General features: G+C 50.7%; 15 protein-coding genes. 4 read left to right on the forward strand and 11 right to left on the reverse strand.

The window, feature by feature from the left end:
* Positions 1–79: 79 nt before the first annotated feature.
* From ACFVTB_RS18700 to ACFVTB_RS18710, 3 genes are all read right to left on the reverse strand, one after another.
* Positions 80–829 carry an SDR family NAD(P)-dependent oxidoreductase gene (locus tag ACFVTB_RS18700; protein WP_387752342.1) on the reverse strand — a complete coding sequence of 250 codons (750 nt, stop codon included), beginning with the start codon at positions 827–829 and terminating at the stop codon, positions 80–82.
* Positions 830–989: 160 nt separating this feature from the next.
* Positions 990–2,387 carry a threonine synthase gene (thrC, locus tag ACFVTB_RS18705; protein ID WP_387752344.1) on the reverse strand — a complete coding sequence of 466 codons (1,398 nt, stop codon included), beginning with the start codon at positions 2,385–2,387 and terminating at the stop codon, positions 990–992.
* A 347-nt stretch (positions 2,388–2,734) separates the two neighbouring features.
* Positions 2,735–3,841, reverse strand: coding sequence for an undecaprenyldiphospho-muramoylpentapeptide beta-N-acetylglucosaminyltransferase (locus tag ACFVTB_RS18710; protein ID WP_387752347.1), 1,107 nt, complete (start codon positions 3,839–3,841; stop codon positions 2,735–2,737).
* 102 nt (positions 3,842–3,943) lie between these two features.
* Here ACFVTB_RS18710 and ACFVTB_RS18715 point away from each other — a divergent pair, with 102 nt between their 5' ends.
* Entirely contained in the window at positions 3,944–4,480 is a 537-nt protein-coding gene (locus ACFVTB_RS18715) for a hypothetical protein (protein WP_387752350.1), read from the forward strand.
* Positions 4,481–4,747: 267 nt separating this feature from the next.
* On the opposite strand, the gene ACFVTB_RS18720 is transcribed toward ACFVTB_RS18715, so the two are convergent.
* The 6 genes from ACFVTB_RS18720 to ACFVTB_RS18745 form a co-directional block, all read right to left on the reverse strand.
* Positions 4,748–5,176, reverse strand: a complete 429-nt coding sequence (locus ACFVTB_RS18720) for an ArsR/SmtB family transcription factor (protein ID WP_387752352.1) — start codon at positions 5,174–5,176, stop codon at positions 4,748–4,750.
* Positions 5,163–5,588: an SRPBCC family protein gene (locus tag ACFVTB_RS18725; protein ID WP_387752353.1), complete on the reverse strand. Its 426-nt coding sequence runs from the start codon at positions 5,586–5,588 to the stop codon at positions 5,163–5,165. The genes ACFVTB_RS18720 and ACFVTB_RS18725 overlap by 14 nt, the downstream gene beginning before the upstream one ends.
* Before the next feature lie 81 nt (positions 5,589–5,669).
* On the reverse strand, positions 5,670–6,761 hold the full coding sequence (locus tag ACFVTB_RS18730; RefSeq protein WP_387752356.1) for a PQQ-dependent sugar dehydrogenase: 1,092 nt from the start codon (positions 6,759–6,761) through the stop codon (positions 5,670–5,672).
* 190 nt (positions 6,762–6,951) lie between these two features.
* Positions 6,952–13,701, reverse strand: a complete 6,750-nt coding sequence (locus ACFVTB_RS18735) for an S-layer homology domain-containing protein (protein ID WP_387752357.1) — start codon at positions 13,699–13,701, stop codon at positions 6,952–6,954.
* A 204-nt stretch (positions 13,702–13,905) separates the two neighbouring features.
* On the reverse strand, positions 13,906–14,712 hold the full coding sequence (cdaS, locus tag ACFVTB_RS18740) for a sporulation-specific diadenylate cyclase CdaS (protein WP_387752360.1): 807 nt from the start codon (positions 14,710–14,712) through the stop codon (positions 13,906–13,908).
* A gap of 76 nt (positions 14,713–14,788) precedes the next feature.
* Positions 14,789–15,439, reverse strand: coding sequence for a pentapeptide repeat-containing protein (locus ACFVTB_RS18745; protein ID WP_387752363.1), 651 nt, complete (start codon positions 15,437–15,439; stop codon positions 14,789–14,791).
* Positions 15,440–15,612: 173 nt separating this feature from the next.
* Between ACFVTB_RS18745 and ACFVTB_RS18750 the strand changes: the two genes are divergently transcribed.
* The 3 genes from ACFVTB_RS18750 to ACFVTB_RS18760 are packed head-to-tail and all read left to right on the forward strand — an operon-like array spanning position 15,613 to position 18,812.
* Complete coding sequence (locus ACFVTB_RS18750) at positions 15,613–16,218, forward strand: DUF4358 domain-containing protein (protein ID WP_387752365.1); 606 nt, start codon at positions 15,613–15,615, stop codon at positions 16,216–16,218.
* A gap of 9 nt (positions 16,219–16,227) precedes the next feature.
* Complete coding sequence (locus tag ACFVTB_RS18755; RefSeq protein WP_387752367.1) at positions 16,228–17,616, forward strand: MBOAT family O-acyltransferase; 1,389 nt, start codon at positions 16,228–16,230, stop codon at positions 17,614–17,616.
* 26 nt (positions 17,617–17,642) lie between these two features.
* Positions 17,643–18,812: a DHHW family protein gene (locus tag ACFVTB_RS18760; protein WP_387752370.1), complete on the forward strand. Its 1,170-nt coding sequence runs from the start codon at positions 17,643–17,645 to the stop codon at positions 18,810–18,812.
* 42 nt (positions 18,813–18,854) lie between these two features.
* Here the strand turns inward: ACFVTB_RS18760 and ACFVTB_RS18765 are convergent, their stop codons facing one another.
* Together ACFVTB_RS18765 and hisJ are read right to left on the reverse strand one after the other, a co-directional pair.
* On the reverse strand, positions 18,855–19,772 hold the full coding sequence (locus tag ACFVTB_RS18765; RefSeq protein ID WP_387752373.1) for an alpha/beta hydrolase: 918 nt from the start codon (positions 19,770–19,772) through the stop codon (positions 18,855–18,857).
* A gap of 131 nt (positions 19,773–19,903) precedes the next feature.
* Positions 19,904–20,722, reverse strand: a complete 819-nt coding sequence (hisJ, locus tag ACFVTB_RS18770) for a histidinol-phosphatase HisJ (RefSeq protein ID WP_387752375.1) — start codon at positions 20,720–20,722, stop codon at positions 19,904–19,906.
* Between the last annotated feature and the right edge of the window lie 86 nt (positions 20,723–20,808).

Below are 20,808 nucleotides of genomic sequence, written 5' to 3' on the forward strand. Positions count from 1 at the left end.
CGCATAAAAAAACGGGAAGAGCCTAAAGCTGGCGAACCACGCAGCTTTGCGTTCTTCCCGTTTTAGGTATCAATAGGCTTTATTCCTCGTAAATCATTTTCCGAGTCATGCCGCCGTCGACGACAAGATTGACGCCGTTCACAAAATCATTGCCGTCGTCCGTCAAATAGAAGCAGGCGCGAACGATATCATCAGGCTTGCCGACGCGCATCGACGGATGCTGTTCGTGATCCTCTTTGCGCAGCTTGCCGTAATCACCGGTCTCAATCCAACCGGGACTGATCGCATTGACGCGAATCCGGTCCTCAGCCAGCGATACGGCGAGCGCATGCGTCAGCGACACGATGCCGCCCTTCGAAGCGGCGTAAGCTTCCGTATCGGGCTCCGACATGAGCGCCCTTGTCGAAGCCAGATTGACGATAGCGCCTCCGCCATGCTCGCGCATGAGACGGGCGGCTTCCCGCGCGCACAGAAATGTGCCGCGCAGGTTGGTGTGCAGCACATAGTCCCATTCCTCCAGCGTAATGTCGTAAGGCGACTTCCAGAAGGAAAGGCCTGCATTGTTGATGAGCGTGTCGATTCTCCCGTGGTTCTCTCGAATCGAAGCAAACATCGCATGTATCTCCTCCGGGCGGCTGAGATCGACTGTATAGGCCGACCCGCGTCCGCCGGACGAAACGATCGACTTTATTGTTCGCTCTACTGCCTCGCCATTGCGGTCCGCCGCAAGCACCGTCGCGCCCTCCTCTGCATAGGCCAGCGCGACCGCTTGTCCGATTCCTTGTCCCGCTCCCGTAACGAGAACGATTTTATCCGTAAATCTGCTCATAACCCCCATCCGCCTCCGATACCGATGATTAAGGCGCAAAAAACCTTCGAGCTCTGCATCGGCGCATTCATCCGCAGATCTCGAAGGTTTTTGCACATTCGCGCCGGGATTCTCCTGCATCTGATACTACACGCAGAGCAGGGAGCTCCTGTCGGTCGCATTAAGCGTTATAAAACTGCACCAATTCACGAGCGATCTCTTCTTTCGAGCCGTCAACAAGCTTTTGCCGCTGCGGCTTGTCGAAGAGCGCTTGAATTTGTTCCGGGAACGACTGTTCAATGCCGACCAATTCGATCGCTTCGTTGAACTTGGCCGGATGCGCGGTCGCAAGCGATACCGTCAGTTCGCCTTCGCCGCTGCGTTTGTCCGCCGCCGCAACGCCGCAAGCCGAATGCGGGTCAAGCAAATAGCCTGTTTCGGATTTGTAAGCGCCGATCGTATCCAAGCATTCTTGTCCTAGTACGCCGTATGCGGCGAACTCAGCTTGAACGCGGCCGAGTACATCGCTGGAAATGACGATTTCGCCGTTTTGCTTGAAGCCGTCCATCAGCTCGCGCACCTGCGCCGGATCTTCTCCGAGCACATAGTACAAATAGCGTTCGAAGTTGCTCGCCACTTGAATGTCCATCGACGGGCTGTACGTCGTGCGGAAGTCGCCAGGCTTGTACACGCCCTCTTCGATGAAGCGCTCCAAAATGTTGTTCTCGTTGGTCGCAAGAATCAGCTTGCCGACCGGCAGACCCATTTTTTTCGCCAAGTAGCCTGCAAAAATATCGCCGAAGTTGCCCGTCGGCACACTGAAGTTGACCGGCTTCGCTTCACCCGTCTGCTTTGCTACTTGGAAGTAAGCGTAGAAGTAGTATACGGTTTGCGCCATAATGCGGACGAAGTTGATCGAGTTGATCGCCGCCAGATGGTTGCTCGCCTTGAAGTCGAGATCCGCGAACAGCTCTTTAATGATGCGCTGGCAATCGTCGAAGTTGCCTTCCACCGACAGGTTCAGCACATTGTCTTCCTGTACGGTTGTCATTTGCAGCTCCTGCACCTTGCTCACTTTGCCGTTCGGGTGCAAAATGCAAATTTTGATGCCATCTTTGCCGCGCACGCCCTCGATCGCCGATGCGCCGGTGTCGCCGGACGTCGCGCCGAGAATGTGAATTTTTTTGTTGTGCTTTTGCGAAACGTACGTATAGAGTTGGCCCATAAATTGCAGCGCAATATCTTTAAACGCAAAGGTAGGGCCGTGGAACAACTCCAGCAAGTACAAGTCATCCTTCAGCTTGCGCACCGGCGTTACTTCTGGATCACGGAACGTTGCATAGCTGTCATAGACGAGCTTCTTCAAATCGTCCTGCGGAATTTCACCGTCGACATAAGCGGCGAAAATCTCCAAAACCAGCTCTTGGTAGCTCAGGTCTTGCCATTGCTTCAGCTTTTCCGGCGAGACGGTTGGAATTACGCTAGGCACGAGCAAGCCTCCGTCATTCGCCAATCCCATCAAAAATGCGTCTATAAAACCGATTTTCCCGATGTTGCCGCGGGTACTGATATACTCCATCTCGTTTCCCTCCTGCAGGTTGACACGATCGCCATTCATATTTCCCCTCATTATACGAAAAAGACCGCTCTTACCTCAAGCCTTAAATTGCTTGAGACGCGAACGGTCTTCACTCCGAACAATTATTTTCAGTTTTGCAGCCGCTGGCTCAGCCGCTGTGAGTGTCTTGAAAGTTCTGTTAGCTGCGCATATTCTCGCGGTTCGCCGCTCTTGGAGTTAGATGACGAACATTCAGCGAGAGGTACGCGACGTCTTCACAGTCGGCTCATTTCCTTAGCATGGATGAATGGTTAGGATTGTTACCTAATGATTCGAAGTCCCGTCGATATACGATCGCCGTTTACCGATCATTGTTGCAGTTTCGCTTCTTTTTTTATCATTTCAAACAAGATCGACAGCGTATCCTTGCGCTCTTCCTGCCGCATTAAGCTGATATAGCTGTCTTTGTTGGCGTGCAGCCGTCCAACTTCCGAGACAAGCGTGTCCGCCGTCATCCGCTCCTCATGCAGCACCTCGCAGTAACCGGCTTTGCGGAACGATTCCGCATTCAGCAGCTGATCTCCTCGGCTCTGCTCTTTCGTGAGCGGAATAAGAAGCATCGGCTTGCGCATATAGAGAAATTCGAAAATAGAGTTCGAGCCAGCGCGCGAGATCACAACGTCGGCCATCGCCAACACGTCTGGCAGCTCCTCATTGATATATTCATATTGCTTGTAGCGGGTCGATTCAAGAGACGGGTCGACCTGCCCTTTGCCGCAAAGATGAACGATTTGGTACTGCTCGCTCAACGCACCAAGCGCCTCGCGGACAGTTTGATTGATTTTACGAGCGCCTAGGCTGCCTCCCATAATGAGCAGTACCGGCTTTGCCGATGTAAATCCGCAAAAGCGTCTTCCGCGTGCAGCATCCCCTTGCTTAAGCTGCTCGCGAATGACCGCCCCGACATAGCGTGCTTTGCCTGACGGCAGGTGCTGCTCCGTCTCCGGGAAAGTCGTACATACGCCTGTTGCGAGCGGAATGGCGATACGATTCGCCAGCCCTGGCGTCAAGTCCGATTCGTGGATCAGCACCGGCACCCGGTTTAATCTTGCTCCCAATACGACTGGAACCGAGACGAAGCCACCTTTGGAGAAGAGGACGTCTGGCTTTTCTTTTTTTATAATCCGATAGGCTTGAAAAGCGCCTTTGATAACTTTAAAAGGGTCCTTTACGTTTTGCCAATCGAGGTAACGGCGCAGCTTGCCCGTTGCGATTCCGTAATATTTCACCTGCTCGAGCGGTTCGATCAGCTGCCGTTCGATGCCAGCTTCCGAGCCTATGTAAAGGGCGGTCCATCCCTCTTCGAGGAACCGGGGAATAAGGGCGAGATTGACCGTGACATGCCCTGCCGATCCGCCGCCTGTAAACATAATTTTACGCACGTCATTCACTCCTTGCTGTGCCTTGACTATCATCCCTATATTGTATGCCACCCTGCTCGCCTTTTTCCAGTCTTAATTGAAAAACGGTTTGGAGCTAGCGCTGTTGATGCTGTTGTTGGGGTTGGGGTTCACTCTGTGCTCACTCTAATGCTCGTGCCCATTCTGGTGTTCGTGCTCGTTCTGGTGCTCTTTCTGGTGCTCATGCTCGTTCTGATGCTCGTGCCCATTCTGATGCTCGTGCTCGTTCTGGTGCTCGTGTTCACTCTGGTACTCATGCTCGTTCTGATGCTCGTGCCCATTCTGATGCTCGTGCTCGTTCTGGTGCTCGTGTTCACTCTGGTACTCGTGCTCATTCTGATGCTCGTGCTCTTTCTGGTGCTCGTGTCCATTCTGATGCTGATGCTCGTTCTGGTGCTCGTGCTCGTTCTGGTGCTCGTGCTCGTTCTGGTGTTCGTGCTCATTTTGGTGCCGCCAACTCACTTCTGTAAGGTGCTTTCTGTACTTTCCTCGCAAACTTGGGGGATTATCCGCATCACCCTATCTCTCCGTTTGAGTAATAACTGCTTTTTTGCATTTATTTCGTATGGAAAAGCGGATTCTATCGAGAATAACTGCAAAAATGCAGTTATTCCGCCTAATTTTATCGATATTAGATCTTGGATAGAAAAATAAATGCTATTTGGCACTTATTTCATATAAACAGCAAAAAGCTGACCAAATAACTGCCAAAATGCAGTTATTTGCTCAGTGCATTTGGATGTGAAAGGCGAACGAGTCTCTTTCTTGTGACTCGTACTCAAACACTCGGCAACTCGCCTCATTTATTGGGTTGAGTTTACGTCACAAAAAGACATCCCGCCTCACTTATACCGTGAGACGGGATGTTTTCCTTGCTTTAATGTGGATAATCTCAATTCAAGCTAATCACAAAGCAGTCCTCTAGCTATCATCGCGATCGCGATGCGTTTCGGCAGGAGCGAGCTTCAGAGGAGGCGATTCCGTTGCCCGCTCCGGCCCTGCCGCATCAGCCGGCTCTTCCGCTTCCACGAAGCGTTTGAGCGCGTCCAGCTTATTTTCCCAGAAGCGTTCGTAGTACGCGAGCCAGCGCTTCAATTCACGCAGCGGCTCAGCGTCCAGCCGATAACGGGTTTCACGGCCAACCTTGCGTTCCTTCACCAGCCCAGCCTCGGCAAGCACTCGCAAATGCTTCGAAACGGCCGTGCGGCTCATCGGATAATTAACACTGATCGAATTGAGCGGCAGCTCCCGGTCCACGAGCAGCTCCAGAAGACTGCGCCTTGTCGGATCGGCAATTGCTTGAAAGACGTCATGCTTCGGCTCGCGGGCCGTTGGATCAAGCTTCGACATACTTTCGCAGCGCTTCCGGTAGTCTTGCCCAGCCTCCTGCCATTCTTTCGCGAACGATGCGGTGAGCTTCGCCAAATTCCGTAAACGAGTCTTCGTTCCAGCCGCCGTGAATGAGCGTAAACGCTGTTTTGCTGCCTTCCTCTTCCTTCAACTCGAACGTCAGCGTCCAATCCTTGCCCCAACTGAAAGATAAACGGTTCGGCGGATCAATGACCGTCACTTTGCATGGCGACTTGCCGAACGGCCCCGCCTCCAAATGAAACTCGTGTCCGACAACCGGCTCGAAATTGTTTGGCATAAACCAAGCTGAGATCCCTTCAGCGGTCGCCACCGCATTCCAAACCTTCTGAATCGGCGCATTCAGCACGATCGATTGGCGAATATCCGGCAATGCATTTGGTTGATTACTCATGGTGATGTTCCTCCCAGCTCTATTGAGAAACCAAAAGGTTTCCTTTTCACCACTCATTATAGGAAGCCTTTTGGTTTCATGTCAACCCAATAGCAGCAGTCTATCGTCGTCCTTACCCGGCGTACCGCGCCCGTCCGTATTATTTGTAATCACATACATTTTGCCGTTATGGATTTGTACGTCCCGCAGCCTGCCAACACCATCCAGAACCTTGTCTATTTTTCCCGTAGCAGGGTCAAATCGATACAAGCCTTCGCCGCGCAGCGCAGCAAACCAAATGCGTCCTTCATCATCAATCGCCATTCCAGAAGGAGCAAGCGCCGTCTCACCCGTTTGGTAGATTGGAGAAATCATGCCTTCCTTCTTTTCATCGCCAATAATATCCGGCCAGCCGTAATTGCCTCCCGGTACAATAAGGTTAATCTCGTCATGGCCGCCCGGGTCGCCGGAAGGCCCATGCTCCGTGCTATACATGACGCCCTGAGCGTTCCAGGCAATTCCTTGCGGATTGCGATGTCCATAAGAATAAACGTAAGAATCAGGGAATGGATTATCGGCCGGAACCGAGCCGTCCAGGTTCAAACGCAATATTTTCCCTGCCAGGCTGTCCAATTGCTGCGCCCTTTCCTCCACACCCGAATCGCCGGTAGTGGCATACAACTTCCCATCCGGGCCGATAGCGAGTCTTCCTCCATTATGGTATTGATAGCCTGGAATGCCTTCCAGCAGTGATTTGTCCTCGACCCATCCGCCCTTCGTCTGCTTCAGAACGACAATCCGGTTCAGCACTTGGTCGTTTTCCTTGTACGTATGGTAAGCGAAAGCTTTCGAGCTCGATTTGAAATCAGGCGTAAGCACCACGCCAAGCAGTCCGCCTTCCCCTTCTACATGCAGCGGCTTGTGCAGCTTCACGCTCTCCCTAGTTAATTTTCCTGTCGCATCTACTTTCACAATTGAACCTTCACGTTCGCTCATATAAATGTCGCCGTTATCGAAAGCGATTGACCATGGAATTTTCAAATCTTTAGCGATGACAGTGTAGGCCGGCGCACCGCCGTTCCCTTCGCTAATTGTCCCAGAGGTATGTTCATTCGCATTGTTCTTATCGCATGCAGCCAAAACAAGGAAACATACGAGGACCACAAGCATAAAAGCCTTCCGATTGTTTAACATCCTTTCAATCCGCCTCTCTAACTCAAATTATATGACTCTAGTATCGACGACGTCTCTTCCACATAAACGTTTCTACTAGAACTTTATACGAAATGCGGAACAAAAAGATGCTAGAACGCTCGAACGGCAGCCGCGAACCGAAAAAAACGGCTCCCGCACTTTGTAAGCGCGAGAGCCGTTACACTTTATTTTACTTATCCAACAATTCCAAATGCTGCAGAAGGCGCTTCAGGATGACAGCCGATTGCGCACGTGTCGAGTCCTGCTTCGGCGCAAAGCGGTTGCCTTCGATACCGTTAATGATGCCTGCCGCTACGGCCTGCTTCACCGCTTCCGTCGCCCATGCCGAGATCGACGCGGAGTCGCTGAACGATATCGTTCCTTCCGGTGCGCTGCCGAATTGCTTAAGTGCGTTGGATGCCATGACGGCCATCTCTTCGCGTGTAATGGTTTTGCTCGGACGGAAGGTACCGTCGCTGTAGCCCTTCAGCAATCCGTATTGAACGGCCAAGCGAACCGAAGGCGCGAACCACTCGTTGCCCTTCACGTCTTTAAACGTGCTTGCTCCAGCTGCCGCTGAATCCTCCGACAAACCGAGCGAACGAACGAGCATGGCTGCGAATTCAGCGCGCGTAACCGATTTGTCCGGAGCGAAGCTGTCTGGACCGGTTCCGTTAATGATTCGTTTCGCGGACAGCAGCTCAATATCCGCTTTCGCCCAATGCTTGGCAATGTCGCTAAAGGTTTTCGAGTAGGAAGCAACGACATAAATGCTATTGCTTGCGCTCTTAATCGTAGCGAGCGTTCCTTTATCATTGCTGCCGAACAATGCCGGTACGAAACGGAACTGCTTCGTTGCCGGATCATAAACGAGAGCGGTAGCTCCTGCACTCGTCAACGTGTCGCTTACTTGAATCGTACGCGTCACGAACGTCGTACCGAACTGGGTTACATTAATCGTTCGGCCGCCCGACGTGAGCACGATGGTAAAGTCGATCGGCGTGCCGTGGAGCGTCAGACCTTCTTCCGCTGCGCGTGTACGGATTTCATCCGCTTGTGCGCCTGTAACGGCACTCACTGCGAATGTCCATACCGCATCCGAGTCAGCTGCAACTCCTGCTTTTGTCAAAGCTGCGCTGACGAGAGCTACAGGGAAGCGGTATTCTGCGCTTCCATTTTGGATAACGAGCACTGCGTTTGGATGCGTTTTTGCCGCTTCGATAAGCGCTTTGACCGAGAACGACAGCTTGCCGTCCGCCGGCGTCGTAAACGAAGCTGTATCTCCCGCTTTCAGGGCGTCGCTCAGTTTAGCGTCGTTCGCCTTCGTATCGATTACTTCAGGCTTCGGCTGTTGCGGTGTGGAACCGCCGCCTGTTCCGCCTCCTTCACCAGGGCCGCTATCGATCACGATTGGCTTCACGGTGATCGTAAAGATTCGCGTCGCACCGCCGACCGAAATCGTCAGCGTCGTCGTACCTAACGTTTCACCTTTTATTTGATTGCCAGTGATGGAAGTAATCGTATTGTCTCCCAATTCTACGATTGCATCTGCTGTTGCATCGTCTCCATTGGCAAGCTGTACTTTTAACTCCGCTGTCGTGCCAGGAGCGATTGTAAATGGACTGTTTCCTTGATTACCCAATTGTACAAGGAATGGTTTTACCTTTGCAGCAAAACCTTCATTAATCTCATTAAAGCTAAAGCTAGCCGCAGTATTAGCAACGTCCTTCACTTTAGCATTACGGATAATCAAATTATCCACCTGAGCAAAGCCCGGAACTCCCCCAGCGACCTCTAAACCATTAGTTCCAGCGCCATCGATTACGTTATTTGATAGCTTAACGCCTTCGATTGAATAAGGAGCACCGTTCATTCGATAGAAGAGCAGTCCCGAATAGGTGCTATCCAGAATGATGTTATCTTGAACAATAATGTCGCCTCTCAAATCTTTGTTTTCAGCCATAATCCACAAGGCGCCAAGATTTTGTTCATAACCGCGATCGTAACTTCCCCCGCGGATAATCGTATTGCGTTCTACAATCGTCGTACCGCTGAACGGAACTGGGTTAAAGCGTGTAGAGACAGAGATACCGGAACCGTTCGTAACCGTATCTTTCGTTACATTATCTTGGATTTTATTGCCGTGGCCTCCAAATACGATAATGTTGTTTGCCAGCCATGGCAAAGTAACTGTGTTGAACCGAGCAGTATTATTGATGCTTGGGACAATGTTCGACCACATTGCAATGCCATCGTCGCCAGGATAACGAATATCGGTTTGCTCCATCATACTGTTCTGCGTACCTACGCAGAAGTTGATTCCGTCAGCCATTAAATTGCGCAAACGCAATCCGACCATATGCAAACCGTTCGTATACTCGTCGAAGTAATGATCACCTTCGCGAGAACGATCTTTCAACTTCGTCAGCCACAGTCCTGTTTTAGAATGCTCCACCCAAACGTTTTGAATAACTGATCCTTTGCCAAATGCGCCTTCAAATGCATGGGTAGAAGCTTCGTCATCCCGAACATTCAAATCGCCGTCGATCAGCAAATCGTACACTTGAATATTCGTTCCGAGACCAATAAAGCGCGCGCCGATTAAAGTCGTATGCCACATACCGGCTCCGCGAATGGTTACTTGATCAAGCGTAATATTGTCGCCAAGGAAATGGAACACGCCTTCTGGAATCCATACCCCTTTGTTTTGTGCTTTAGCTGCGTCGATAGCCGCATTCAAAGCGGTGGTATCATCGATTCCATCTCCGGAGAGCGCTCCAAAATCCGTTATGGAGAGATATCCGGCCGGTTGACTGAAGGCCAGTGCTACTTGCTCCATATCAACTAGATCAATCGTATAGTATTCTGAATTATCGCCCGCGTCTTTTTGCAATTTAATCTTAGCTCCTGCAGGCACATCTCCGATCAAGGCATGCGCTTCATCGAAGAAGCGATGAGGGCTTCCTTGCGCCGGATCGTTAGACCACGGATAGCTGCCATATTCCCAAGCATGTTTAGAAGTCAGTTGCAGTTTTTGCTTGAACTGTCCATTCACGTAAAGACTTAACGTTTCGTTGATTCCTTTACCGTCCGCGCTGTCCGGCATTGAGAAACGCAAGGTAAGCGCATTGGCCGGTTCGGCAAGCTCAAACTGAACGTAATCGCCTGTTTGTTCCAGCGTTACCGCTTGGCGTCCAGAGGCCTCAGCCGCTACATCCAAATATAAACGGGATGGTCCAATTAATGTTCCGTTGGTCGAGCTGTGCTCGGCCTCATATGTGATGTAAGGCAAAGTCGCACCGCGATAGGCTTTGGCAACGCTTGCTTTCACTTGCAGGAAGTCGATATCCGCTCCCCCAGATTCGTTGCTTACTTTCTGAAGGGTTACCGTATTGATTCCGGAACGAAGCTGCAGTTGCAGAGAAGCTGCTGACCATCCTGTCGCTTTCGAAAGCGAAATCGGAGCGCTCTGAAGACCGTTCACAGTTACATTATATACAAGCGTCTCCCCAGGATTACGATAATTCAGAAGAGCTTCATAGTTTCCTGCAGCTTGTGCGTTAACTGTAAATGTAATTTTGCTGTCGGCATTATCCAGACCGCTAACAAAACCCGAACCGGAGTAAGTTCCGCCTGTTGTGCTGACTGCCGCACCATCTGCAATAAACGCTTCTTCCGCTTCGTATTTCACATTGGAAACAATCGGCTTAAATTTCCATAACGAAGAATCGATACTGGAAACATCCCCGTACCCCGTTCCAAAAGCTGTATCGTACAGCTTACCTTCGGGTTGAATTGCGTTTTGAAGCGTTTTGTAACCAAGACGATCCTCGATTGTCCATTGTTGACTGTCGTCCCCTAGCGTCAAATCTGTAGTCTTCAATGCATCCGTTAAGTATCGTCCGGTACCGCGATTCTGGACAACCTTACGACCGTTAAAGTCCTGAATCAACCATTGTGCGCTAGGACTATCATCGCTTGCATGCATCGTGCTCACTGTGCCGCCTAACTCCACCAATTTTTCTCCCGTTTCTTTCGAAACGATCGTCACATAATTCGTGTCGCTGAACAGCGGCGTGGATGTATTATGGTTACGAGGCTCGCCCATTGCAGGTGTCTCGAAGTTTTCTGGGGCGACTTCCAACGCCCAGTGCAGCGATCTGTCCGTAACCGTGACCAATCCGCGTTCTACATAACCGCTCTTTCCTGCCACGTTGAGATACTCATCATTGAAGCTTGGATTTAACGTGCGAATCAAGTAGATATTTCCTGAAATATTCTCCAGTGCCCACTCGCTGGAAGGGCCGGCACCTGTTCCCGACGTAATATATTTATAGTCGTGAGGTGTCGTGAATGAATGACCTGTAACACGGTTTACAATCCGTTTCACACCATTAACATCTTCAATGGTCCAATGTGAATATCCGTTAGAAGCGTCTACCGGCCCATACATGACGACTCCGCTTTCGCTCTCATACAGGTATTGGCCGTTATCAGCATTCTTCAGCCGCACTGGCTCGCTAGGAATTGGCTGTTCTGGGCGATCGGTCGCTTCAACAGTAAATTTTGCAGAAGGAAGTGCCGCAACCTTATTGCTCATCTTTGTTATTCCGCCCCCGGCGGTATACAGGAAGTGCTCGCCAGTCCATCCACTTAGCAAATTAATCAATCCATCTGTATCGGATGGATTGAGCCTCCATAGAATTGATCCCCAGCTTGGATCAATATTACCTATAGTCTCCATCGGCTGAGTCGGTTCGTCCCCTGGATTTCCTCCTGTTGCTGCTGCAATATGTTCCATCGAGATGTAACGAGACGTAGCGGCATTTTTCAGCCTGAACGGACCGTTGGCAGCTTCCAAGTACCATACCGACGTCAAATCGGTTGCCGGAACATCTCCATATTTCACAAGCCCGACATTCGGATTATCGGTTGATTCATCGAGTAAATAACTGCCTGTTTCCTCGTTCTTCAAACGAATGAATTCAGGTCCTTCATCCCTAATAAGAGTGAACACCCATTTCGGGCTTGACCAGCCCGGATTAATAACTCCATATTCAGCATACTTAGTGAAATTCTGAGTATTGATGTATTTTTGCTGACCTTCGACATCATTTCGATCCTGTACATTATGAATCAATCGAATGCCGTTCTGGTCTTCAATAACCCATTTCGCTCCGATCCAATCAGCCGCCACATCGGATACAAGAATGCGGCTGCCGCCTTGCGGGTCCAAATTGATATAATGGCCGGTAGCGCGGTTCTTAATTCGCTTCCTGCCTTCATATCTCTCAATCTCCCACTGGCCTCTTTCATCTTTCGCTTTTACGTTTCCGTATTTTAAGAACCCATTTTCATCTTCATACAAAGACAACGTCTTCCAAAGATTTTGAATTTGATAGTACTGGGCTTCTCCAGATAAGTTAATCGTCAAGTCTTCAATAAGCCACTGCGCTTCATCGGTTTCTGGATTGTAATTTCCAGCAAGCACATCACCGCTGCCGGAAACCCCTCCCTTATAAGGATAGTAAACCGAGTCGACAACGCTTTTTATCGTTACGTAATCGTCATAAATAGTCGATTTTTCGATATTCCAACGAACTGGAGCTGTATCATCCACGTTGTTGATGGACTGCAATACGCCTCCTTGCGTGCCAGGCACAGCATATCGGCCAGTCTCCATATTGCGAAAACGCTTAGCTCCGTCAAAATCTTCCACAACCCACTGGTAGGCCAAATTGTTCAAATTTGAAGTACCCAACGGCCCGTACTTAACTGTTCCTTGGTCCTCGTACCAATAATCGACTCCCAACTTCTCCGTTGTAAAATTAACGATGCGAACCGGTCTGGTATCCGAAGCTTTAACTACCTTCCATTGAGCGCTTCCCCATTCTGGTTGAGCCCACTCGTTCGCTCTTATATTAACGTCATCAAACTGTGTATTTAGAACATTGGCAGGAGACTGTGCGGCTCTAAAAATTTTATTATTTGCATTAGTAGTGGCAGTCTCCAAGATCCATTCGCTATTAGCTCCACTGCTATCCGCGCTTGTGACCAGCGGTTTCCACACTTCGTCCGCTTGAACGATATAATGGCCGGTAGCGCGATTTCGCAGTCGAACAATGGAATTGCCGCCCGAGTCGTTGTCCTCTTCAATATACCACTGTGAATGCAAGTTTACAGCATCTGGATCATCGTTCGCTCCTGATGTAAAATGAATGGCTCCTTCTGCGGTTTCAAATAAATATTGCCCTGCTCTAAATTCATTAAAAATACGTACCGGTTCCTCAGCAGCTACGCTTTCCAGCGTCCATTGAGGGCTCTCGAAGCCTACAGGAATGTCTCTGCTCGCTTGCGCGAAGCCTAATTGATCCTCCACATGCAGAACATAGTTGCTCCCCATATCCGATGCGCTGCGGATAATCATAAAGCCGCTTCCCGCCATGTCGCTAATAATCCATTGATCGGTTAGTTTACTGTCAGTAATCGCACGACTCGTGACCGGATTGCGTCTTGCTCCTACCTCAGCCAGCGTCATATAATGTCCGGTTTGCCGATTTTTCAACCTTGTATTGCCGTTTTGATCCTCTAGTTGCCAATGAGAGGATTTATCTGAAATGTCCGTAAATCCGTAGCGGACAACTCCATTCGAATCCTCATACAAGTAATTTCTTTGCCACCTGCTCTTTAATCTGACATAGGTGCCGCTATCTGCCGCATTTATTTGCAGCAAACTGGCTGCAATCGCTTGATCATCATCCGTCCCGGCATTATCGGGCGGAACGCTGTCTGTCCCCGCCTCTTCAGGCTGGACGCTTTCCGTCCCCGCTTCCGTACCCGACTGGCCTGCTTCTGCGGCCGCGGCGTACAGCGGAACGCTGGTTAACAGCAGCATTACGACGAGCAAGCTCGACAACCATTTTATAGATGTCCTCCGCATGAACCGATCCCCCTCAAGGAATGAAATAATTGTCCTACCCTACCATGATAGGTTGCAACCGCTTTCAGGACGAGGTGTGTTTCTAAACGGACTAGGTGTATTTTTACGATGTTGACAATATGTAGCAACGTAAAAAAGACTCCTTTCTTGGCCTGTTTAGCACATAGCCTCGATTGGAGTCTTTCCTTGTCAAGAATGGTCGAATTAGCCCGCGGCGAACGGATACAGCTTTCCTTCGATGCTGAACGATGTTCTTCCCGTTTCTTCCGATACGACCAGTACGAGCGCGTCGCTCTGCTCTGTCATCCCGATTGCTGCGCGATGCCTCGTTCCGAGCTTCCGCTCTCCAGTTTCGACCGTCACCGCTCGCGCCAATGGCAGCACATTCCCTGCGGAGACGATTTTATCTTCCCTAATGTAGACCGCGCCGTCATGCAACGGTCCTCCAGGCACAAAAATCGTTTCGAGCAGGGAAGGCGTGAGCTCCGCGTTCAAATTAATGCCTTGCGTAATTAGCGGGAGTATTGGATCATTCCTCTGCACGACAAGCAGCGCCCCGTGCCTGCGCTGTGCCATATGCCGGATCGACATCGACAGCTCTGCAAATTTATCCGTATAGGAGGACAAGTAGCAGCGTAAGTAATAAGCGGCGGCCAGCGCTTCCGTCTCTGCGACCTTCTCTTTCACCTTCTCAAATTCCCCCAGCAAGCAGCTGTGATCGTCATCCAGCTTGTCCGACAAATGATTGACGGATTGCTTAATCATCTCAATCTCCGCCATCAATTCCTGCTTCAACGGCGAAAAATCGCAGCAGTTTTCAGGTATCATATAACGATCGCCATCTTTCCCATTCATTCCAGCATAATAATGCGTATTATATTGGTTCCCCACGAACGCCGCTTTTACCCGATTCGAAAAAAAAGGACTCCGCGAAGCCGCCGAACCGGTAACGGTTCGGAGCGCTGCTTGCGGAATCCAAACGGACGCAGACTGCGTCACGTAAGCCGTCATCTATCGCCTCCCAAGCGAGATGCACGCTGCCTGCCTTATATACTATGAAAGTTTAATAGAAAGGTTTGGACCGATTCTATGAATCTCGCTTCACGACGAGCCCGAACAATCCGGCGAAAGCCGCTGCCTGCAGCGGAGAAATAATGCAGCCCCGCAGATCGTCCAGCGTCGCCCCCAAGCTGTCAAATTCGCAATTGCTCAAATCGACTCCGTCCAGCTTCGTCTGGGAAAATTGCGCTTGATCCAGCTTTGTTTCGTCGAAATACATCTCGGTCATTTTGAACTGAAAAAAGTCCGCTTTCGCGAACGAGCCGCCCTCCAGCTTCACCCGTTTCGCATTTGCAAATCGGAAAACGGCATATTCCGCATAGCAATCAATAAACGCCGTATTTCGCAAGGTGCAGTCGGTCAAATCAATCCCGAGCAGCTTGCAGTCCTTGAACACAACGCGATGAAAAACCGACTGGTTTAGCCGCAAATTCGCTAGGTCGCAATTTTCAAAAATAATATCGATAAATTCGGCGCGGTTCAATACACTGCCCCGCAGATTGACATTTACGAACCGCATCCGTTCAAAACAAACCCGATCCGCCTCCTGTCCGCTCCAGTCGGCATCCTGAATCAAACAATCGCTGACGGATAATTCGTCCTCGATATACGCCGCCGTCACTTTTCCGAGGGATGCCGGCAATTTGGGCGAATCTAGCTTCTCTTTCGGCTTGGCCACTGCACTCACTCCATCCTATACTTTTTACCATTTTGGCTTTCTCTGCAACAATTTGATTCCTATGTTCGTTTTTAACTTTGTACCTGCTCGTACAGGACGGGCCGATTTCTGGAAACCGGCCAGCAGCATCTACCGTTATTTTACCAAAACAAACACCTGGGGGAACAAACATCATGAACAAAACAAAAACAAGTATCGCCGCACTTAGCCTCGCATTAACCCTCGCGTTAACCGCCTGCGGAAACTCCGCAGACAACGCCGGAACATCGAACAACACAAGCAACCAAGGTAATCAAAGCAATCAGAGCAACCAAAGCAACCAAAGCAACCAAAGCAATGAAAGCAACTCTTCGACCGACGGCAGCGCAAATAAAGAAGACAACACTCAGCCGCAAACGACGAAAGAAATGGTGGACAGCGTACTTGCCCAAATCGAGCAGCCTCGATTGATTGAAATGCAAAATGAGCAAGTAACCGACGCCTATCATTTCGATCCGGCACTGTTGGACGAATTCACCATTATGATGCCGATGATGAACGTTAAAACAAATGAAATCGCCGTGCTGAAGGTGAAAGACGCCAGCAACGTCGACGCGATCAAGAAAGGCGTCGAGCAGCGCGCCGCGGACGTTCAAAAGCAATTCGAGAGCTACCTGCCCGATCAATACGAAAATGCGAAAAACTTCAAGCTGATCGTAAAAGACTCTTATGTCATCTTTATCATTTCGGAAAATGCTGATGAACTAGAGAAAGCTTTCGAAGCCTTCTTCACGAAATAACCTGTCGTTATGGTTTTTAGCAGCCTGTTATTCCTATTTCTATTTTTGCCAGCTGTTCTGGCCATTTATTTCTTGTCGCCTTGGCGCATGAAAAATATGATCCTGTTCGCCTCGAGCCTGCTTTTTTACGCTTGGGGCGAACCGGTTTATATCGTTCTGATGCTGATATCTACAGTCACTGACTATGTATTTGGACTTTTGCTGAGTAAACCGGGGCTTTCGGAATGGAAACGGAAAATGATTGTCGCCAGCTCCATTTCGGTCAATATTGGCTTGCTGTCCTATTTCAAATATGCAGACTTTCTAATCGATAGTATAAATGCGCTGCTCGGCACGAGCATCCCGCTGACGGACTTGCCTTTGCCGATCGGTATCTCTTTCTATACGTTCCAGTCGATTTCCTATATCATCGATATTTATCGCGGAACGGCCAAAGCGCAGCGAAACTGGCTCGACTTTGCCACCTTCGTCGCCTTGTTTCCACAATTGGTGGCGGGACCAATCGTTCAATACAGTTCTGTTTCGGAGCAGATCCGCCATCGGACAGTAAGTCTTGAGCTGTTCGCCGAGGGGGTTAGGCGCTTCTCCGTCGGCCTTGCGAAGAAGGTGCTGCTCGCCAACAATATTGGTCTGCTGTGGGACAACATCTCGTCGGCCAACCCAGGCACGCTGCCCGTTCTTATGGCATGGATCGGTATTATCGCGTTTGCCTTCCAAATATATTTTGATTTCAGCGGCTATTCGGACATGGCGATCGGCCTCGGTCTGATGTTCGGCTTCCGCTTTAACGAGAACTTCAATCGGCCGTATGCGGCCAACAGCATAACCGACTTCTGGCGCCGCTGGCATATTTCGCTCGGGACATGGTTCCGGGATTATTTGTATATTCCGTTAGGCGGCAATCGGCGCGGCCTTGCCGTTCAACTCCGCAATATCGGGATCGTGTGGCTTTTGACGGGGATTTGGCACGGGGCGAGCTGGAACTTTCTGCTCTGGGGGCTCTACTTCGGAGTGATACTGGCGCTGGAAAAAACAGTGCTGCTCCGCTTGCTGCGGCGTCTGCCCGGCTGGATCGGACATCTTTATGCGTTGTTTTTCATTCTGATCGGCTGGGTGCTGTTCGCCTTCGAGGATCTGTCCGTCACAGGCTCTTTTTTCAAAGCGCTGTTTGGCTTCAACGGCCAGCCGCTCTGGGATCAAGAGACATTGTACCTGATGTACACCAATGCGGTTCTGCTCGTTATTCTCGTCTTTGCCTCTGTGATCAAAACGGGCAAAACCAACCTAGGACCACGAATGGCATTCATGAAGCTTGGCTGGCATGCCGCTTTATTGCTGCTGTCCGTCGCCTACCTCGTCGATGCCACATTTAATCCGTTTCTATATTTCAGATTTTAGCGGCTAAGGAGGAGAGAGTCTCTGCGATGAAAAACAAACTCGATTTCGCTTACGCCGCTGGATTCGCCGTCATCCTTTGCTCGCTCTCCTTCTTATTATTCGTGCTGCCGAAATCAAGCTTCTCCGATTTGGAGAATCGTCCTTTACAAGGAAAGCCCAAGTTGACGTGGGAAGCTCTCCGTTCAAAAAAGTTCGCCGAGCAAACGGAGCTCTTTATTTCCGATCATTTTCCGTTCCGCAACAGCTGGATCGCCGTCAAATCGGAATCAGAGCAGCTGAGGCTGCAGCAGGAGAACAACGGCATTTACCGGGGACGCGACGGCTACCTGTTCGAGAAATTCGATAAGCCGGACGAGGCTGCCTTGTCCCGCTATGCAGATGCAGCCGCCAAGCTGGCCTTCAATCACCCCGAAGCGAACATAACGTTCCTGCTCGCTCCGACTTCCGTTGGCCTGTACCCGGAGAAGCTGCCTTGGCTCGCTTACTCCTATCCGCAGCAAAACGTTAACCGGCTTATCGGTCAAACGGCCGAGAAGGCCGGCATTTCATTTATCGACGGATTCGATTTTCTTCGCCCGGCGAAAGTAACGGAGCAGGCTGACTCCAGCAGCAGACAGCTGTACTACCGTACCGACCATCACTGGACCACTTACGGCGCTTACTTGGCCTATCAAGCATATGCTGAGCAGATGGGCTGGCAGCCGCATGCCGAAACCGATTTTTCTATCCGCACTGTAACAGACCGGTTTTTAGGAAGCTTCCATACGCGCAGCCAGTTTGCCGGTTTAAAAGCTGAAGGCATTCAAGTTTACGAACCGGCCAAGCCGGTCGTCTCGGAGATTCGAATCGAGGATGACGGTTCCGTGATGAACGGACTGTACGATGAAAGCAGCTTGAACAAGAAAGACAAATACGCTTATTTTCTAGGCGGCGTTCACGCGGTCATGACGATTCATTCGAAGCTCGCTCCCGGCGAAACCGATATGAAAAAGCTGCTAGTCATCAAAGACTCCTATGCCCACAGCGTCCTGCCGTTTCTCACGCTGCATGTGCCGGAGATTCATGTCATAGATTTGCGTTATTACAACGGCAAAATCAGCGACTATATGGCAGAGAATGAGATCGGCGACGTTCTCTTGATGTTTAATACAGCCACGTTCGCCAGCACCCGAGACATGTTAAAGCTCGGCTACTGACGGTTTGAACGCTGTGCGACAAGGCCGTCCGTCGCCTTTCTTTTACTTGCCGTCCGCTCCATAGAATAGAAGATAATCCTCGATATGAGCCGCCCAATATTTGTTGTTATGGCCGCCTTGACCGGTGTGGAACTGATAGGGAACGCCTTGCCGGTCCAGTACAGCCTTCAGCGCATCGTTGCCTTCTGCAATCGCCGCATGCTCGCTTTGGCCATGATCGAGGTAAATTTGCAACCTGTCTGCATTCCCTTTGGCTGCTAGCCTAACGGGATCGACCTCGTCCTGCGAAATACCGCCTTCGTATAGCCAAGCCAAATAAGACGGCGTTTCCTTCCAGACCGCCGCGCTATGTCCGCCAACCCTGCTGAATTTATCCGGGTAGACAAAGGCAAGATGAAGCGCAGCGTAACCTCCCATTGAAATGCCGCCGATAAAACGGCCCTCTCTGCTTTTAACCGTATTGTAGTCCGCATCGATGGCCGGTATCAGATCCTGCATGACATAATCCTCATATCGGCCGAGCCTGTATTCCTTTTTTTCTTGTACCTGATCCGCTGAATTAACGCCGTAACTATTATCGAGCTGAGGCGAAACAATAAGCATCGGCTTTATTTTCCCTGCCGCCGCCAGCTTGTCCATTTTCCGGCCTATGTCGAGCCCGTTCGCGAAGAAACTGTTTTCGTTTCCGTTTTTGCCGTGAAGCACATAAAGCACCGGATAGGGCTCCGATCCGGAATAGCTTTTCGGTACATAGACATTTACCTTCATCGTTTTGCCAAGCGACCTGCTGTCGACGGACCAATGCTCCATATGCGAGCTATCCTTGGCGGCTGCTCCAGCGGACACGCTACCTGTTTCCCCACCCCCAAGCGGCGCTCGCGGAACCTCCGCTTTCCCGCAGCCTCCCAACATAAGCAGTGTGGCGCACAATACGGCAATCGCCGCCGTAATTTGTTTCAATCGGTTCCCCCCTTAATGGCATACCAAGATCGATAATAGACAATAAATTCCTTTCGTTATCAATATATAGACGCATAAAAAAGAGACCGGGTTGCAGGATTACGAATCTGCAATCGGTCTCTATTCGCTTGCTAGCGCATCTGCGCTTCGAACCATTCCCAACCTGTGCCTACCTGCTCTGGCTTATGCGAGTCCGAGCCGTATACGCATTCAATGCCTTGCTGCCGGCAAGCGGCAATAAACCATTCCGGCACGTACGGCTTGCCGCAAGTCGGTACGCGCAGACCGGCTGTATTGACGTCAACGCCGACGCCCGACTCAGCCAGCAGCGGAATAAGCCGCTCAAGACGGCGGCGAATTTGCGCCTCATCGATCGGCGGCAGCGCACTGGCGAATTTCTCGATCAGATTAATGTGGCCAATCCGTTTGCGCATGGGCAGCTTGGCGGCGTAGGCGATGGCGGCTTCCACATGATCGTAGTACTCGTCCGCAACCTTTTCCATCGTGCCGTAATAAGGCAGAATATGCTCCTTCAAATAGGCGGCTGAGAAATCGACGCAGCGCGTGCCGCCAATGCCGGGCAGAAAATGAACGGAGCATACGGCATCCTCCAGCTCTTCTCCCCACTGCTCTACCAGCTTATCGGTGAAATCGGTACGTCCCGGCAAGTAATCGAACTCCAGACCGACCGTTACCTCTATTCGGCCTGCGTATTTTCGCTTCATTTCTTTGGCGTAGGCAATATAAACCGGCAGCTCCTCAAGCGGCATTCCCAGCTCCTTGAACAGCGCTTCGTCCTCGATCCAGCCCGCCGGCAGCGGCGGATGCTCGCTCATTGTGTATCGTTCGAAGCCAAGCTCGATCGCACGGTCGATGTAGAGTTCCTCGGCCGCATCGCTCCCGTGATAACAATGCCGCGTATGCGTATGCCCGTCCCATTTCAATACCATGTCCACACTCTCCTCCGGCTTATAGCCATTCTCCATCCGATCCCATATCAAAGAAGCCGGCGCGGATTTCCCTCCGCAACTCCCGA

Origin of the sequence: Paenibacillus sp. NPDC058071 (assembly GCF_042885235.1) — a bacterium.
Classification (GTDB): Bacteria; Bacillota; Bacilli; order Paenibacillales; family Paenibacillaceae; genus Pristimantibacillus.

What these genes read in the sequence shown, in the direction of transcription:
- ACFVTB_RS18755 (WP_387752367.1), top strand. Translation starts at nt 16,228, where the DNA reads ATGGTTTTTAGCAGCCTGTTATTCCTATTTCTATTTTTGCCAGCTGTT.
- hisJ (WP_387752375.1), bottom strand. Translation starts at nt 20,722, where the DNA reads ATGGTATTGAAATGGGACGGGCATACGCATACGCGGCATTGTTATCAC.
- thrC (WP_387752344.1), bottom strand. Translation starts at nt 2,387, where the DNA reads ATGGAGTATATCAGTACCCGCGGCAACATCGGGAAAATCGGTTTTATA.
- ACFVTB_RS18760 (WP_387752370.1), top strand. Translation starts at nt 17,643, where the DNA reads ATGAAAAACAAACTCGATTTCGCTTACGCCGCTGGATTCGCCGTCATC.
- ACFVTB_RS18710 (WP_387752347.1), bottom strand. Translation starts at nt 3,841, where the DNA reads ATGATAGTCAAGGCACAGCAAGGAGTGAATGACGTGCGTAAAATTATG.
- ACFVTB_RS18730 (WP_387752356.1), bottom strand. Translation starts at nt 6,761, where the DNA reads ATGTTAAACAATCGGAAGGCTTTTATGCTTGTGGTCCTCGTATGTTTC.
- ACFVTB_RS18735 (WP_387752357.1), bottom strand. Translation starts at nt 13,701, where the DNA reads ATGCGGAGGACATCTATAAAATGGTTGTCGAGCTTGCTCGTCGTAATG.
- ACFVTB_RS18725 (WP_387752353.1), bottom strand. Translation starts at nt 5,588, where the DNA reads ATGAGTAATCAACCAAATGCATTGCCGGATATTCGCCAATCGATCGTG.
- ACFVTB_RS18750 (WP_387752365.1), top strand. Translation starts at nt 15,613, where the DNA reads ATGAACAAAACAAAAACAAGTATCGCCGCACTTAGCCTCGCATTAACC.
- ACFVTB_RS18700 (WP_387752342.1), bottom strand. Translation starts at nt 829, where the DNA reads ATGAGCAGATTTACGGATAAAATCGTTCTCGTTACGGGAGCGGGACAA.
- ACFVTB_RS18720 (WP_387752352.1), bottom strand. Translation starts at nt 5,176, where the DNA reads ATGTCGAAGCTTGATCCAACGGCCCGCGAGCCGAAGCATGACGTCTTT.
- cdaS (WP_387752360.1), bottom strand. Translation starts at nt 14,712, where the DNA reads ATGACGGCTTACGTGACGCAGTCTGCGTCCGTTTGGATTCCGCAAGCA.